The organism is Comamonas testosteroni (assembly GCF_030505195.1).
Classification (GTDB): Bacteria; Pseudomonadota; Gammaproteobacteria; order Burkholderiales; family Burkholderiaceae_C; genus Comamonas; species Comamonas testosteroni_G.
In genome coordinates, this window is sequence record NZ_CP129672.1 from 4686135 (window position 1) to 4701302 (window position 15168).

General features: G+C 61.7%; 11 protein-coding genes and 2 riboswitches. Of the genes, 1 reads left to right on the forward strand and 10 read right to left on the reverse strand.

All coding sequences use genetic code 11. The features are described 5' to 3' along the window. Positions 1-88: 88 nt before the first annotated feature. The 4 genes from cysD to QYQ99_RS21635 all read right to left on the reverse strand — a co-directional run bounded on the left by cysD (position 89) and on the right by QYQ99_RS21635 (position 3982). On the reverse strand, positions 89-1021 hold the full coding sequence (gene cysD / locus QYQ99_RS21620; protein WP_302089946.1) for a sulfate adenylyltransferase subunit CysD: 933 nt from the start codon (positions 1019-1021) through the stop codon (positions 89-91). Positions 1022-1142: 121 nt separating this feature from the next. Further along, positions 1143-1790 carry a phosphoadenosine phosphosulfate reductase domain-containing protein gene (locus QYQ99_RS21625; protein ID WP_302089947.1) on the reverse strand — a complete coding sequence of 216 codons (648 nt, stop codon included), beginning with the start codon at positions 1788-1790 and terminating at the stop codon, positions 1143-1145. Beyond that, positions 1787-2173 carry a DUF934 domain-containing protein gene (locus QYQ99_RS21630; RefSeq protein WP_302089948.1) on the reverse strand — a complete coding sequence of 129 codons (387 nt, stop codon included), beginning with the start codon at positions 2171-2173 and terminating at the stop codon, positions 1787-1789. Before QYQ99_RS21630 ends, QYQ99_RS21625 begins: the two co-directional genes overlap by 4 nt. 24 nt (positions 2174-2197) lie before the next feature. Continuing rightward, entirely contained in the window at positions 2198-3982 is a 1785-nt protein-coding gene (locus QYQ99_RS21635; RefSeq protein ID WP_302089949.1) for a nitrite/sulfite reductase, read from the reverse strand. A 284-nt stretch (positions 3983-4266) separates the two neighbouring features. Between QYQ99_RS21635 and QYQ99_RS21640 the strand changes: the two genes are divergently transcribed. After that, positions 4267-5586 (forward strand): hemolysin family protein, encoded by a 1320-nt coding sequence (locus QYQ99_RS21640; RefSeq protein ID WP_302089950.1) that lies wholly within the window; start codon positions 4267-4269, stop codon positions 5584-5586. A 76-nt stretch (positions 5587-5662) separates the two neighbouring features. Here QYQ99_RS21640 and mnmC read toward each other — a convergent pair whose 3' ends face one another. The 6 genes from mnmC to QYQ99_RS21670 form a co-directional block, all read right to left on the reverse strand. Next, a complete protein-coding gene (gene mnmC, locus QYQ99_RS21645) occupies positions 5663-7609 on the reverse strand; it encodes an FAD-dependent 5-carboxymethylaminomethyl-2-thiouridine(34) oxidoreductase MnmC (protein ID WP_302093240.1) in 1947 nt (648 codons plus the stop codon). 163 nt (positions 7610-7772) lie between these two features. Continuing rightward, the gene (locus QYQ99_RS21650) at positions 7773-8438 is read right to left on the reverse strand and encodes a trimeric intracellular cation channel family protein (RefSeq protein WP_302089951.1); all 666 of its coding nucleotides are present in this window, start codon (positions 8436-8438) and stop codon (positions 7773-7775) included. 52 nt (positions 8439-8490) lie between these two features. Next, positions 8491-8610: riboswitch (glycine riboswitch) on the reverse strand. A 13-nt stretch (positions 8611-8623) separates the two neighbouring features. After that, positions 8624-8716: riboswitch (glycine riboswitch) on the reverse strand. Positions 8717-8976: 260 nt separating this feature from the next. Then, positions 8977-9501 (reverse strand): cytochrome b, encoded by a 525-nt coding sequence (locus tag QYQ99_RS21655; RefSeq protein WP_302089952.1) that lies wholly within the window; start codon positions 9499-9501, stop codon positions 8977-8979. Between the two features lie 118 nt (positions 9502-9619). After that, positions 9620-10864 (reverse strand): TolC family protein, encoded by a 1245-nt coding sequence (locus QYQ99_RS21660; protein WP_302089953.1) that lies wholly within the window; start codon positions 10862-10864, stop codon positions 9620-9622. Between the two features lie 65 nt (positions 10865-10929). Continuing rightward, a complete protein-coding gene (locus QYQ99_RS21665; RefSeq protein ID WP_302089954.1) occupies positions 10930-14028 on the reverse strand; it encodes an efflux RND transporter permease subunit in 3099 nt (1032 codons plus the stop codon). Further along, on the reverse strand, positions 14028-15095 hold the full coding sequence (locus tag QYQ99_RS21670) for an efflux RND transporter periplasmic adaptor subunit (RefSeq protein WP_302089955.1): 1068 nt from the start codon (positions 15093-15095) through the stop codon (positions 14028-14030). The genes QYQ99_RS21665 and QYQ99_RS21670 overlap by 1 nt, the downstream gene beginning before the upstream one ends. Positions 15096-15168: the final 73 nt, after the last annotated feature.

Sequence of the window (15168 nt, forward strand, 5' to 3'; positions counted from 1 at the left end):
AGCCGCCTCGCGGCGATGGCGTCGTCCCCCTCCCGCAAGCGCAGCGAAGCGAGAGAGGGGGAAGCGGCGCAGCCGCTCAGGGGGAGCCTCAGAAGTAACCGTCTTTCTTGCGCTTTTCCATGGACGCTTCGCTGGTCTTGTCGTCCATGCGCGTCGCGCCACGTTCGCTGACCTCGGCGCTCAGGGTTTCGATCACGATATCTTCGGCCGTTGCTGCGGTGCTTTCCACGGGGCAGGTGCAGGTGATATCGCCCACGGTACGGAAACGCACATCGCGCTGCACGACTTCCTCGCCGTCACGCGGCGGGGTCAGTTCGGTCACGGGCACCAGCAGGCCCTTGCGCTCCACCACATCGCGCTTGTGGGTGTAGTAGATCGATGGCAGGGCGATGTTTTCACGGGCGATGTACTGCCACACATCCAGCTCGGTCCAGTTGCTGATGGGGAAGACGCGGAAATGCTCGCCCTGTGCAATGCGGGTGTTGAACAGCGTCCACAGTTCGGGGCGCTGCGCCTTGGGCTGCCACTGGCCGAAGCTGTCGCGGTGGCTGAAGATACGCTCCTTGGCGCGGGCCTTTTCCTCGTCGCGGCGCGCGCCGCCGATCAGGGCATCGAAGCGGAACTCGTCAATCGCCTCCAGCAGCGTCACCGACTGGTGCACATTGCGCGATTCGCCAGGGTGTGCCAGACGCACGGTGCCGCGCGCCATGGAGTCTTCCACGCTGCGCACGATCAGCTCGGCACCCAGTTCCTTGGCTCGCTGGTCGCGGAAATCGGTCACTTCGGGGAAGTTGTGGCCGGTGTCGATCATCAGCAAGGGATAGGGAATGCGGCCCGCGCCAAAGGCCTTTTCGGCGCAGCGCAGCATGACCAGCGAATCCTTGCCGCCCGAAAACAGCAGCGTGGGGCGTTCAAAGGTGGCGGCCACTTCGCGCAGGATGAAAATGGTTTCTTCTTCCAGTGCATCAAGGTGGCGGTTGCTGAGATGGCTCAACACGGAAGTATCCACACGAGCGTTCATTTTTTATCCAATCAAATAATGCTGTAGCACTTATAGATATTGGGCTAGCAGCTATCTTTTTTATTAATCAAGACCTAGACGTGCAGCGAGAGAAGGGGAAGCCGCAAAGCGGCTCAGGGGGTTAGTGCGATAAATGCAGGCCGCACTCGCGGTTGTCTTCACCCTTGGTCGGGTCCACATAGTCAAAATTGTTGGGCAGGCCGTGCTTTTCGCAGTATTCGTACAGATCCTTGGACGACCAGTGCAGCAGAGGTGCAACCTTGATCAGACCGTCGGGATTGATGCTCACGGGCTCCATCTGTGCTCGCACGGCGGTGTCGGTGGCGCGCAGAGCAGTGAACCAGACCTTGGGTGCGGTTTCGCGCAGGGCGCGGGCAAAAGGCTCCAGCTTCACTTCTTCGGTGAAGGCCGCATGGCGCGGATCGTCCAGCGCCGGCGTGGCGCCTTCCACGGCCTCGCGGTGGGCGCGTGAGCGCAGCGGCAGGTAGATCTTGAGATTGAGCCCAAGTTGCCTGGTCACCGCATCGGCAAACTGATAGGTGGCTTCGGTGTTGTAGCCGTTGTCCATCCAGACCACGGGCACGTCGGGGTTGGCACGCGTCACCATGTGCAGGATCACAGCCTCGAAGGGGCGGAAGTTGGTGGTGACTATGGTGGGCTGACCCAGGCCCACGGCCCAGTTCACCAGTGCCTGGGCATCGCGGCCCAGTTCGGCATTGATTTGTGCCAGATCCAGGTCGAGGGCGCTTACGGGGGCGAGCTGGCTCATGCTTGCACCCCTACGAAATGGGGCTGTGTGTGCACGGCATCGGCCTGGTAGAAACCGCCAAAGCGCTCGAACTGACGCTTGGCATCGGCAGCGTCCACGCCTTCGCGCAGCACGGCGCTGCTGAAGCCCGTGCGCTCCATCTGAACCAACTGGTCGATCAGCACATCGCCGGTGGCACGTATGTCACCCGCAAACTTCAGACGGCGGCGCAGCAGATAGGCCTGGCTGAAGGCGCGGCCGTCGGTGAAGTTGGGGAAATGCAGATCCACCTGCGTGATGCCGTCGAGATTGACTTCGAGGGCGTTCACATCGTTGGCCAGCACCAGCACATTGCCGGTGCTCTCGCTGGGGGCCTGGTATTCGTTGCTTGCCAGAATTTTCATGACTCTATCCTTGTTCTTATGGCTTCAGGCCAGCGCTTCTTCTTCGGCTTCCACAGGGTGGCGGGCTGCCTTGGCGGCCTCCTTGAAGGGATCCAGGCCGATGCGGCGCACGGCGTCGATGAAGTGCTCGCCGGGCTGGCGCAGGTCGCGATAGGTGCTGAGCACGGCTTCGATCACATCGGGCACTTCGGCTGCGCTGAACGAGGGGCCGATGACCTTGCCGGCCACGGCCTGGCCGGACAGGGTGGAGCCGTCGGAGCCGCCCAGCGTGACCTGATACCACTCCTTGCCGTCCTTATCCACGCCCAGGATGCCGATATGGCCGCTGTGGTGGTGGCCGCAGCTGTTGATGCAACCGCTGATATGCAGATCGATCTCGCCGATGTCGTCCAGCTCGTCCAGATCCTGGTAGCGGGCCGTGATGGCGTCGGCAATCGGCAGGCTGCGGGCATTGGCCAGCGCGCAGAAGTCACCGCCGGGGCAGGCAATCATGTCGGTGAGCAGCGCCACATTGGTGCTGGCCAGACCCAGGGCCTTGGCCTCGGTCCACAGCGCATGCAGCTGGCCGACCTGCACCCAGGGCAGCATCACGTTCTGGTCGTGCGTCACGCGGGCTTCGCCGGCAGAGAACTTGTCCACCAGATGAGCCAGTGCGTCGAGCTGTTCGCTTTGTGCATCGCCGGGGGCCTGGCCCACACGCTTGAAGGACAGGGTCACGGCGCGCAGACCGGCCACGCGATGGGCGTGGACGTTGCGGGCAATCCAGCGTGCAAAGGCGGGTTCCTTGGCGGTCTGGGCAATCAGGGCCTGCTCATCGCCTGCGGCATCGGCCACCACGGGCAGGGTGGGCGTGGTGAACATGGCAGACACGCGATCGAACTCGGCCTGGGGCACGGTGTGGGGGCCTCCGTCCACTTCGACGATCTGGCGGAATTCCTCTTCCACGGCGTCGATATAGGCTTTGCCTTCGGCTTTGACCAGAATCTTGATACGGGCCTTGTACTTGTTGTCGCGGCGGCCCAGCTCGTTGTAGACGCGGACGATGGCCTCGATGTAATTCATGATCTGGTTCCAGGGCAGGAACTCGCGTATCACGGTGCCGATCACGGGCGTGCGGCCCATGCCGCCGCCCACGAAGACCTTGAAGCCGATTTCGCCGGCCTCGTTCTTGACCATGTGCAGGCCCACGTCATGCCAGCCCGTGGCGGCGCGGTCTTCGCTGGCGCCGGTGATGGCGATCTTGAACTTGCGTGGCAGAAACGCGAACTCGGGGTGCAGCGTGGTCCACTGACGCAGAATTTCTGCGTAGGGACGGGGGTCGATGATCTCGTCGGGGGCGATACCGGCCAGCGCATCGGTGGTGGTGTTGCGGATGCAGTTGCCGCTGGTCTGGATGCCGTGCAGGTTCACGGATGCGAGCAGATCCATCACGTCGGCGGACTTGCTCAGCGGAATCCAGTTGAACTGCACATTGGTGCGGGTGGTGAAGTGGGCGCAGTTCTTGGGCAGATAGGTCGTGCCCAGCTTGCCCTGGCCTTCCAGAGCCTGTTTGAAGACTTCGGCCTCGGGCTCGTCGTACTCACGGGCCACCTTGGCCAGCACGCGGATCTGGGCCGAGTTGATTTCGCCGTAGGGCACGGCCACGCGCAGCATTGGGGCATAGCGCTGCACATACCAGCCGTTTTGCAGGCGCAGCGGGCGGAAGTCGTCTTCCGTGAGCTTGCCTGCCTGCCAGCGTTGGAGCTGGTCACGGAACTGGTCGGCGCGTTGCTTGACGAACGCTTTGTCGAAATCGGTGTATTGATACATGTCTTCAGTTCTTCCGTGGAGCGGATGCCTTGCCTCGGGTGGCATTGCACTTAGATCGTTGGTCAGAACTGTAGAGATGCTTTATATAAAAACAAACGATTATTTAGTGCTTCATATATATCTGAATGAATATGTGAAGGGCTGCCGGAACGCTCGTACGCAGCGCTTTAACCAATTTCCTTTCTGCGCGCTTGCATTTTGTGAGCGGCCCTGCGCCGGGCATTCTCTAGAATCAAGGCTTGTTCAATGATTGAGGCGCCTGGATTGAAAGCGGGTGCCTGACTATGGAAATAGCCATACTTTTCGCTCTCATCTGTCTGAACGGCGTCTTCGCCATGTCGGAAATTGCGCTGGTCACCGCCCGCAAGAGCCGCATGCAGAAACTGGTGGATGAGGGCGACAGCGGCGCTGCAGCTGCTATCAAATTGGGTGAGGACCCGACGCGCTTCCTCTCCACCATCCAGATCGGTATCACCTCCATCGGCGTGCTCAACGGTATCGTGGGCGAAGCCGCCCTGGCCGGCCCTCTGGCCGTCTGGATGACCGAATCCGGCATGCAGGCCAAGACCGCAGGCTATGTCTCCACCGGCCTGGTGGTGTTGCTGATCACCTACTTCTCCATCGTCGTGGGCGAGCTGGTTCCCAAGCGCCTGGGCCAGACCCATCCCGAGGCCCTGGCGCGCCTGATCTCGCGTCCCATCAACTTCCTGGCCCTGGCTACCAAACCCTTTGTCTGGTTGCTGTCGGCATCGACACGCGGCCTGCTCAAGGTCCTGGGCGTCAAGGAGAGCAATGGCAGTGTGGTGACCGAAGAGGAAATCCAGGCCATTTTGGTGGAAGGCCACACGGCCGGCGTGATCGAGTCACAGGAGCACACCATGGTGCGCAATGTGTTCCGTCTGGACGATCGCCAGATCGGCTCGCTGATGGTGCCGCGCAGCGATGTCATCTGTCTCGATATTGACGCGAGCCTGGAGGAGACTCTGGCCCGTGTCGAACAGGCCGACCATGCGCGCTTCCCCGTCGTGCGCGGCGATATGAACAATATCGTGGGCGTGCTCAATGCCCGCCAGTGGCTGACGCAGGCCTTGCTCAACAAGAGCCAGCAGGCGCTCAAGGACCAGCCTCTGCAGGCTGCCCTCTATGTGCCCGAGACCATTACCGGCATGGAGTTGCTGGACAATTTCCGCACCTCCGATCTGCATATGGCCTTTGTGATCGACGAGTACGGCGAGGTGCAGGGCATTGTCACGCTGCAGGATCTGATCGAGGCAATTACCGGTGAATTCCAGCCGCGTGATCCAGAAACCAGCTGGGCCGTGCAGCGCGAAGACGGCAGCTGGCTCCTGGACGGCCATATTCCCGTGCCCGAACTCAAGGACCGCCTGAGCCTGCATACCGTGCCCGAGGAAGAGCGAGGCCGCTATCACACCCTGAGCGGCATGATCATGCTGCTGCTGGGCCGCGTGCCCACCGAGGCCGATGTGGTGGAGTGGGAAGACTGGCGCTTTGAAGTCGTGGACATGGACGGCAAGACGCTGGACAAGGTGCTGGCGAGCAAGCTGGAGCCCCTGGTCACCGTGGCGTCGTTAAGCAGCGAATAAACCCGGCTTCAGAATAAGGCCCGAAACGGCACGCAGCACTTCTCCGTAAGCGCTGCGTGCTTTTTTTGCGATTGGCTTACCTGGGTTGCTGCAGGCAGCGGCTCCACAGGCGCTGCGTACCCAGGGCCTGAGCCAGCCTGGCATCCAGCGGCAGTGGCTCGCCATGCAGGCGTGCCGCCAGCAGCTCGCCGCACAGCATGGACAGCGTCAGCCCGCGTGAGCCCAGCCCCGTCAGCACCCACAGGCCCGGTAGATCGGCTGCCGACTGCCCGGCGGGGCCTGCCAGCGGCAGACGGTCATAGGCCGCGCAACGCAGCCGTGCCCAGGTGGCGGGTCGCTGGTCAGCATCGAAGAAGGAGCGCAGCGCCTGCCTGCACCCGGGCAGCAAAGCGGCCAGCTTTTCGCCATTGCTGGCATGGGCTGACTGCTGGTCGGCGTCGGTGGGCGGCAGCTCGGTCACATCGCGCTCGAAGGTCGATCCCATGATCCACAGGTGCGTGCCGGCCTGATCGGCCGAGGGGAAGTCCGGCACCAGATTGCCATGACCGTTGACGGGGAAGGGCGGCATGGCCGCCAGCGTCCCGGCATCGTGCTCGGCCACGCTGACCTGGCCGCGTATGGCTTGCAGCTCCCATTCCCCTGCGGCCAGGCCGCTGGCTTGCAACAAGGGCTTGGTGTCCGGGCCAAGGGCCAGCACCAGCATGGGGGCTTCGGCCAGGGTCTGGCCCTGCGCATCCAGCACTCGCCAGATATTGCCCACTTCATCGCGCACCAGACGCGAAGCGCGGGCATGGCCCTGCCAATGAATCCCGGGGGCTTGCAGCAGCGCGCGCACCAGTTGTGCAGGGCGTACCCAGCCAGCCTGCTCATGCCAGACGGCGTGGCTGTCTGCAGGCAGCTGTGCCGCTGCCAGCTGAGCCGGCAGCGCAGGCGCACTCCAGTGCTGGCCCCAGGGGTGGGTCTCGCTGCCGGGTTGCAGCCATGACCTGGGCAGATGGGAGGGCTCGTTCAGGTCATGCTCCAGCACGCCGCCATGGGCCCAATCCTGGGCCGGATGCAACTTTTGCGCCTGGCTCAGTTGCTGCAGATTCTGTAGCGTTGTGCGTACGCCGCTTCTGGACAAGCGCGATAGAACACTGTCATCAGGCGAAATATGCGGGCAAAACAAGCCGGCTGGCAGGCCTGATGCTCCTGCCGCGGGCTCGGCTGCCGCATCCAGCACCGTCACCTCCCAGCCGCGTCTGGCCAGACTGGCGGCGGTGGCGGCACCAGCCAGGCCCGCACCCAGCACTAGGCAGCGGCCGGCATGCTCTACGGGCGCAGGCAGGCCGTCCGGGCGATGGCGCGGCTCCCATGACGGGTTGTAGGCTGCATGCAGGTTATGGCGCTTGGGCGGCACGCCAGCGTGCTTCTTGACTTCGAAACCCTGAGCCTTGAGCGCCTGGCGCACATGGCCGGCCACGCACCAGGTGGCAAGCTGCGTGCCCCGGCGGCAATGGCGGGCAATGTTCTTCATGGCATCTTCATCCCACATCTCGGGGTTGAGCTGGGGAGAGAAGCCATCCAGATACACGCTGTCCGCCGTCATCTGCTGCTTGCGCAGCATGGTCCTGGCATCGCCTATATGGAGCGTCAGCAGCACCTGGCCGTCGTCAAACGACAGGCGATGCACGCCGGGCAGCAGTCCCCACCATTGCTCGGCCAGTTGTTCGCCAAGCGGGCGCAGCTCCTCATCGGCTGGCAAAAACGCGAGCAGATCCTCGCTCGAGACAGGGTAGGCCTCCACCGAGACAAAATGCAGAATGCGCGGGCGTCTGGGGTCGGCTTTCCATGCCGCCCAGGTGACCAGGAAATTCAAGCCGAAGCCAAAGCCGGTTTCCAGAATGCGCCACTGCGCTGCATCGGCCCAGGCAGCTGGAAGATCGCAGCCACCGAGAAAAACCTGGCGAGCCTGGTCGAGGCCGCCGAACTCGCTGTGATAGCGATCGCCGAATCTGGAGCTATAGGGGGTGCCATCCGGCATCCATGTGATCGGTTCAGACATGGAAAGTGAAACTACATGGGTAATGCATGGCGCAGTCTAGTTCAGAGCAGCCAAGCAAGGGCCGCCCCGCAGCGATGGCTGCGTCCCCCTCCTGCGTAGCAAGAGAGGGGGAAGGCGCGCAGCGCCACAGGGGGAGTCTCGATCACTCCCAGCGCTGCTGGTACGAAAAAACCGGCAGGCGCCATTTAAAACGAATGGCGGCCAGGCGGAAGGCCAGACCGCCGGCAAAACACACGATGGTGCTGATATTGGGGCTGACATCCAGGTAGCGCAGGCCCAGGAACATCAGGCATACGCACAGCGACACACTGGCATACAGCTCGCGGCGGAACACCACGGGAACCTGGTTGCAGAGCACATCGCGCAAGATGCCGCCGCTGATGCCGGTAATCATGCCGGCCATGATGATGACGATGGTGGGGTAGCCCAGCTCCAGCGCGGTATTGCAGCCGATCAGCGAAAAGGCGATCAGCCCCATGGCATCCAGCAGCAAAAACACCTGCTTGAGTCGGTGCATATGGCGTGCAATCACGGTGGTCAGCAGACCGAAGCTGATGACCAGATACACATATTCAGGGTGCTGGGTCCAGCCGATGGGGTAGTGGCCCAGCACCATGTCGCGGATGGTGCCGCCGCCCAGGGCGGTGACGAAAGCGATGACGACGACGCCAAAGATATCCATATTGCGCCGGCCTGCGGCGAGTGCGCCGGACATGGCTTCGGCGGTAATGGCCACCAGATAGATGACCAGCATGACGGTGAAGTTGGAGGCCTGGAACGAGTCCAGCAATGAGACGGAAGGAAGCATGAAGGCACTTGAAAATAGACCAGCCACTCACATCGGCGGGAGTGTCCGGCTTGCCTCTCCCGCTGTCCTTTTACCTGAGAGTTGCGCACGAACACCTTCGTGGTGCGCATGCTTGCCCCTTCGGTGAGCCCTGCAGACTTGTGGTTGCGGGCTGCTCTCCAGTTGGCGATATCCGGGTCCTGTCAGACCCACCTGCGGTACTTGTTGCCTGAGCGATTATGGGAGTTTGCGCCTTCGGCGGGAACCCTTGAAAGGCTCCGCTCTCCCGCGGGATGGGCGCGATTTTAGCCAGTTTTAGCGACTTTATTCGGGTTAATACCTGTGCGGGTGTGGTTCTGCGGCTGCCGACTCAGGGCGCCAAAGGCCGCCCCTAGCGGCTCTGCTCCCTTACCCCGACACCTGTATACATACAAGCGGCTCTAAGTATGGGACAAGTATCAGCCTGGGCTTGGCCGCAATGGCGATAGGAGCCTGCCCGTCACTACGATGCGTGAGCTGCCAGGCGTTGGCCCCCATCGAATATTGACGTAGTCAAAGCTCAACGCATACGCAGCAGAAGGTCATCCTTGACTATGAACTGGTGCCATAGAGCGGCGGCTGCATGAAGACCCACGGCAGCGAATACCAAGTTCGCTCCTGCCTCGTGAATCTCCTTAATGCTGCGGCCCAGTGGCACATCGACAGTCAACGGTAATGTCCAAGAGGCCCCGAAAAAAGCAATGGGCTTACCAGACCAAGCCAAGGCCAATACGCCCAGCACCGGCATACCCAGCATCAACAGGTACAGCAACCAGTGCATGGCGTGAGCAGAAATCTCCATCCAACGAGGACCTGGAGGCAGCGGCGGCACTTGGACGCTGGCGCGCACCACAAGGCGGATTGTCATGAGCAGCAATACGGCGAGGCCAAAGCTTTCATGCCATAGAGTCATCTGCGCGCGATCAGCTGACCCCTTTGGGAAAAAGCCCTTGAGCTCGATGGCAGCGACTGCGAGCGCTGCTGCAACGAAAACCAGCCAGTGCAACAGCACCAGCGAGCGAGGATATGAGTCTGAACGGGTCATTGTTGATTCCTTATCTTTCGGCGAAGAACGTGTTGATATCCGTCATTCATCACGTTGCGTCGAATTGGTTTGATTCAGATTGCAGGGCAGCAAACGTCGAGGGTAGATCCAGGCTGCATTAATCATCAAAATCCCACATCTCATGCAAGTCCAGCCGCAGACGACTGTCGCTTTCCAGCGTGTCGATGTGTGACATGCGCTCAGCCAGCACTGCCTCAGCGAGCACCCGGCGTGCCGCCAGCAGATCGGCTAATCCAGATTCACCGGCACGATAGGCTCGCATTGCTCGGTCGGTCGCACTGCGCTGAAGCGTCACTGTTTGAGCCTGTGCCGTGACTGCCGCACGCTTTCCTTTCAACTGACTCCAGAGCACATCGAACTCAGCGCCCAGTCGCCTTTCCACCGCCAAACGGCGTGACAGTGCCGCGTCGGCATCTGCCAGCGCAGCCGCTGCCTGCGATTGTCGATGTACCGAACCTATTGGCAAACTGATGCTGATGCCCGCAATACGTTCGGAGCCACCACGCTCGCTAGTCGCAAACACTCCGACTGTGGGGTCGGGGCGGCGCTCGAGATCCGTGCGGCGGGCCTGGTGCAGTGCCAAGGCCTCCTCGGACTGTGCTAGTAGATACTCATGGCTGTGCTCTATGTAGCGCAAACGTAGCTGAGTCTCTGATCCGCTCGGGGGTGTGGGCAAGGTGGCCGCATCAGTGGAAGTGCTGGCCATGGGACACAGATCGGGAAACCGCGCACAGAGATCGGCCCTTGCCGAGGTCTGTGCGGCCTCCGCCCCTGCCAGTGCTGCTTGCATGCGGGCCTGCTCGGCGGCAGCCAACTCGGCTTCAAGTCTGGCCGCGTCGCCAACACGCAGGCGACGCTCGGTGATGTGGGCCAATTCCGCAGCGGCATCGGCATTGCCCTGCGCCGCCTGGCGGGCCTGACCAGCGCGTAGAGCCGCGAACCACAAAGCCAGCAACTGACGTGCCGTTTCGTGCCGGGCGTCTTGCGCTGCCAAACGGCCTGTGGCTCTAGTTGCCTCGGCTAGCTCTGCATCAACTGCGGCCTTTCCCCAAAGTCGCAGTGGTCGCTCTATCGCGATCTGGCCTTCAGTAAAGCGCTGACCGGAGCCATCATGGGTCCAACGGCGCTGACCACTAGCTCTGACTACCGTTTCATGAGGGCCAACGCGCAGACCGTCGGCTCGAGCCTGAGCGCCCCTTCGTGCTGCGTCAGCCGCTTGCACGGTAGGCGACTGTTCTACTGCCATGCGCACTGCCGCCTCCGAAGGCAGGTAGCTCTGAGCCTGGGCTGCACTCGTAAAAAGTAGAACTACGACGCAGGCATGAAGCAGACGATTTTTCATAGGCAAACTCAGAAAATACGATTTGGAGTTACCCAGGGCTCTATTGCAAAAAGCGTTTGCAGCTTTCATTTTTGTACTTCCTCAGCACTGCGTGCTACGCCAAAGCGCTCAAACAGCAGTGGTAACAACAGCAAGGTCAGAGCCGTGGAGCTAATCAATCCCCCTGCCACGACGACGGCCAACGGACGCTGAATTTCCGAGCCAGGGCCAGTAGCCAGCAGCAGCGGCACCATGCCCAGGGCCGTGATGCAGGCCGTCATAAGCACAGGCCTGAGGCGGTCGCGCACGCCTTGGCGTACAGCCTGGGTCAGCTCCATCCCTGACGCCAGCAGTGCGTTGAAGTGCGAAACCAGCACCACGCCGTTGAGCACGGCAATGCCCAGCAGTGCAATAAAGCCCACAGAGGCGGGCACCGACAGGTATTCGCCACTGATGCGCAATGCAGCCATGCCTCCCACTAGTGCGAACGGAATGTTGGCAATGACCAGCAAGGCCTGTCGCATTGAGCGGAAGGTGAGAACCAGCAACACGAAGATCGCCGAGAGCGCCACAGGAACGACCAACGCAAGGCGGGCGGCCGCTCGCTGCTGGTTTTCGAACTGGCCGCCCCAGACAATGCGCAGATCCTTGAGTGCAGGGTCGGCAGTCACAGATGCCTGGGCCTCGTTGACGAAGCTCGCGAGATCGCGTCCTTCGACATTGACCTGAACCACGGCGAAGCGCGCTCCGTCCTCATGGTCGATACGTACCGGTCCGTCCTGAGGGGAAAGTGTCGCTAGCGAAGTGAGTGGCCAGGTGGTCCCGTCGGGGGCGGTCACAAGAAGGCTTGCCAGGCCTTCGGGTGAGTGCCGCAGCGCCGTTCCACCACGAAGCAGTAGCGGTGTACGTACCATGCCTTCGGGCACGATTCCTATACGATCGCCCTCAATCAATGCGCGTAACTGGGCCTGCAAGGCATCACCCGAAAAACCGGATTGACCAAGTGCAGCACGATTGAGCACGACTTGCAGGTATTGCACGCCGCTGTTGCTGGGTGCAATGACTTCGGCGGCACCGGAGACGGTGCGCATGCGTGCAGCAATCGCCTGGGCTGCAGCATCGATCTTGGCTAAGTCGGAGCCGAAGATTTTGATGGCCACGTCGCCTCGCGAGCCCGTCAGCATCTCGGACACGCGCATCTCGATGGGTTGCGTAAAGCCGTAGATAAGGCCCGGAAAGCCTTCCATCACGCGGCGGATGGCATCTGCAATATCTTCCTTGCTGCCACGCCACTGAGCACGTGGCTTGAGCACAAGAAAGGTGTCGGTCTCGTTGAGGCCCATTGGATCCAGCCCTAGGTCGTCTGAGCCCGTGCGGGCTACGATGGAGCGGATTTCTGGAACTTCTTTAAGCAGCGCTTGCTGCACGCGCTGGTCCATATCCAAAGAAGCGGGTAACGATATCGACGGAGCCTTCTGCAACTGAACGATAAGATCGCCTTCGTCCATGGTCGGCATAAAGGTCTTGCCGACGGACAGATACAGGGCCGCCGCACCAGCGAGTGTTGCCACGGCGATGCCGAATACTGCGCGTCGGTGCGCGAGACTCCAGGCCTGCATCCAGGCAAAGCTGCCCGCCAGTTTTCGCATCAGCCAGGGCGCATCACTGGCATGCGAGCGCAACAGTAGTGAAGCCAGCGCTGGAACAACGGTAAATGCGATGAGTACAGACGCGCCAAGGGCCAGAACGATGGTCAGGGCGACTGGCGCGAACAGCTTGCCTTCCAGGCCTTGCAGCGTCAGCAGCGGCAGGAACACAATGGCGATGATGGAAACGCCTGCCAGCATGGGGGCAGACACTGCCGATACGGCATCCCGGATCAGGCCGAAACGGTCCACGGACTTTGCCGAAGACGCATCTTCTTGACTGTGAGCCAGTGCTGTCTCGATGTTCTCCACCACCACCACCGAGGCATCCACCAACATGCCCAAAGCGATGGCCAGACCCCCCAGGCTCATCAGATTGGCCGTCAGGCCCACGTAGCGCATGAGTAGGAATGTGACCAGCATGGACAGAGGGAGTGTGGCCGCCACTACCAATGCAGCGCGCACGCCGCCAAGGAACAGATAAAGGATGACGACTACGAGCACGCTGGCTTCGACCAATGCGCGCACCACAGTGCCAGCGGCACGCGAAACCAGTTCGCCTCGGTTATAGAACACCTGGATGCTCATCCCTTTGGGCAGGCGCGGTACCAGTTCGTCCAGTCTGGCCTGCACTGCATCGACCAGGCTGCGAGCATCCACGCCGCGCAGTCCTAGAACCAGTCCTTGGACGGCTTCCCCATGTCCGTCGCGACTCACAGCGCCATTGCGAGTGGCCTCGCCCAGGCGCACCGTTGCCACATCACCTACCGTGGCTGCAACCTGTCCGTTTCTGGCCGGAACGATCACGACGGCCCGCAAATCGTCGAGCCCGCGCACGCCACCTTCCACGCGCACCACCCAATGCTCCTCACCTCGGTCCAGTCGGCCTGCTCCATCGTTGCGATTGTTGGCTTCGAGTGCCTGACGCAACTGGTCCAAGGTCACGCCACGCGCACGCAGCCTCGCAGGGTCGGGAATCACCTCGTAGCCCCGTACCACGCCACCCAAGGCATTCACGTCGGCAACGCCGGCGACAGTGCGCAAGGCCGGCCGTATCACCCAGTCCAGCACACGTCGGCGTTCGGCCAGAGAGTAGGTGTCGCCATCAACCGTAAACATGAACATCTCGCCCAACGGCGTGGTGATGGGGGCCAGCCCTCCTTCTGCGGTAGCAGGCAGGTCGCGCTGTATGCCGGCCAGCCTTTCGGAGACCTGCTGGCGAGCCCAGTAGACGTCCGTACCCTCGGCAAAATCCACAGTCACGTCGCTGATGCCGTACTTGGAAACCGAGCGCACGATGGTCTTGTGCGGCAGACCCAGTAGCTCCTGCTCGACGGGCGTGGACACGCGCTGCTCCACCTCTTCAGGCGTCATGCCCGGCACCTTCAGGATCACTTTGACCTGGGTTGGTGAGATGTCGGGGAACGCATCTATGGGTAGATGCACATAGGCCCAGGCGCCTGCCAGTGCCAGTGCCAGGGCTGCGAGTAGCACTAGAGCGCGCTGACGCAGCGAAAAATCGATCAGCCTAGCCAGCATCACTGACCTCCGGACAGCAGGTTCTTGAGCGCAGCGATACCTGCAATCGCAACCTCCGCATTTACTGGGAGCACTCCGCGCACCACGGCTGTAGCTTCGTCTCTGGTTTCCACCGACAAGGGTGCGAAGCGCACGCCCTTGCCCGTGCGAATGAACACACCGGTCTGGCCTTGCCAGTACACCAGTGCTGAGGCGGGGATGCGCAGACGGTTTCCTGCTTTCGACTGCGCCTTTTCCGTGTCTGAATCTTTCAACGTCAATATGGCTGTAACACTTTCTCCCAAGCGCAGATCCCCGTTCTTGATTAGCGCAACACGCACACGCATCCCTGCGCTACCGTCGCCAACTGGTGCAATACCCTCGACACGGCCTGCGGCGCCGCGAGTGATGACTTGCACACTGTCGCCTACAGCGGGCAGTGGAACCTCTCGACCCAGTAGCAAATCAAGTTCCAACGCCTTGGGATCAGCCACTCTCACCAAGGGTGCCGATGCATCGACACGTGCGCCTGGCTGGACCATTACTTCAGTCACAATGCCTGCTCGTGTTGTCAGCAACTGCGCCTCATTCCCAGCCAGCTTTACACCGCTGGAAGCCAGCTCGGCGCGTCGGGCTTGTGCCATGGCCGCAGCCTCTGTGGCGCGTGCCTGTGTTGACTGCCATCGACTGGCAGCGATGATGCCGTCTTCATGGAGCAATCGGTCGCGTGCCAGGGATTGCTGTGCCAGCCGCGACTGTGACTCGGCTTCCGCCAGTGCGCGACGCGCTTCATAAAGCTGAGGGCTGGTGAAAGTCACCACGGGCTGACCCGCTCGCACGGACTGGCCTACAGCTACCAGCACACGTGGCAGCGCCCCCGCATAAGGCGCAGCCACAACAACCTGAGCATCGGGTCTCAGAACCACACGTGCATGAGCCGAAATATTGAGCTCGTCAGAACTCTGGATGGATTGGAAGCGCACGCCCAAGGTACGCGCCTGCTCAGGGGATAGAGACACGGCCTCGGCGGCCATGCCTGCGACTGGCAGCGCAAGTGCGCCGGCCAACAGCCATTGGTGGAAGAACATTCCTGACTCCGGAAAAAGAAAAGACATGCATCCATGCGCTTGCATGGAGGCTGGCAAGCCTGCGAGGGGCCTG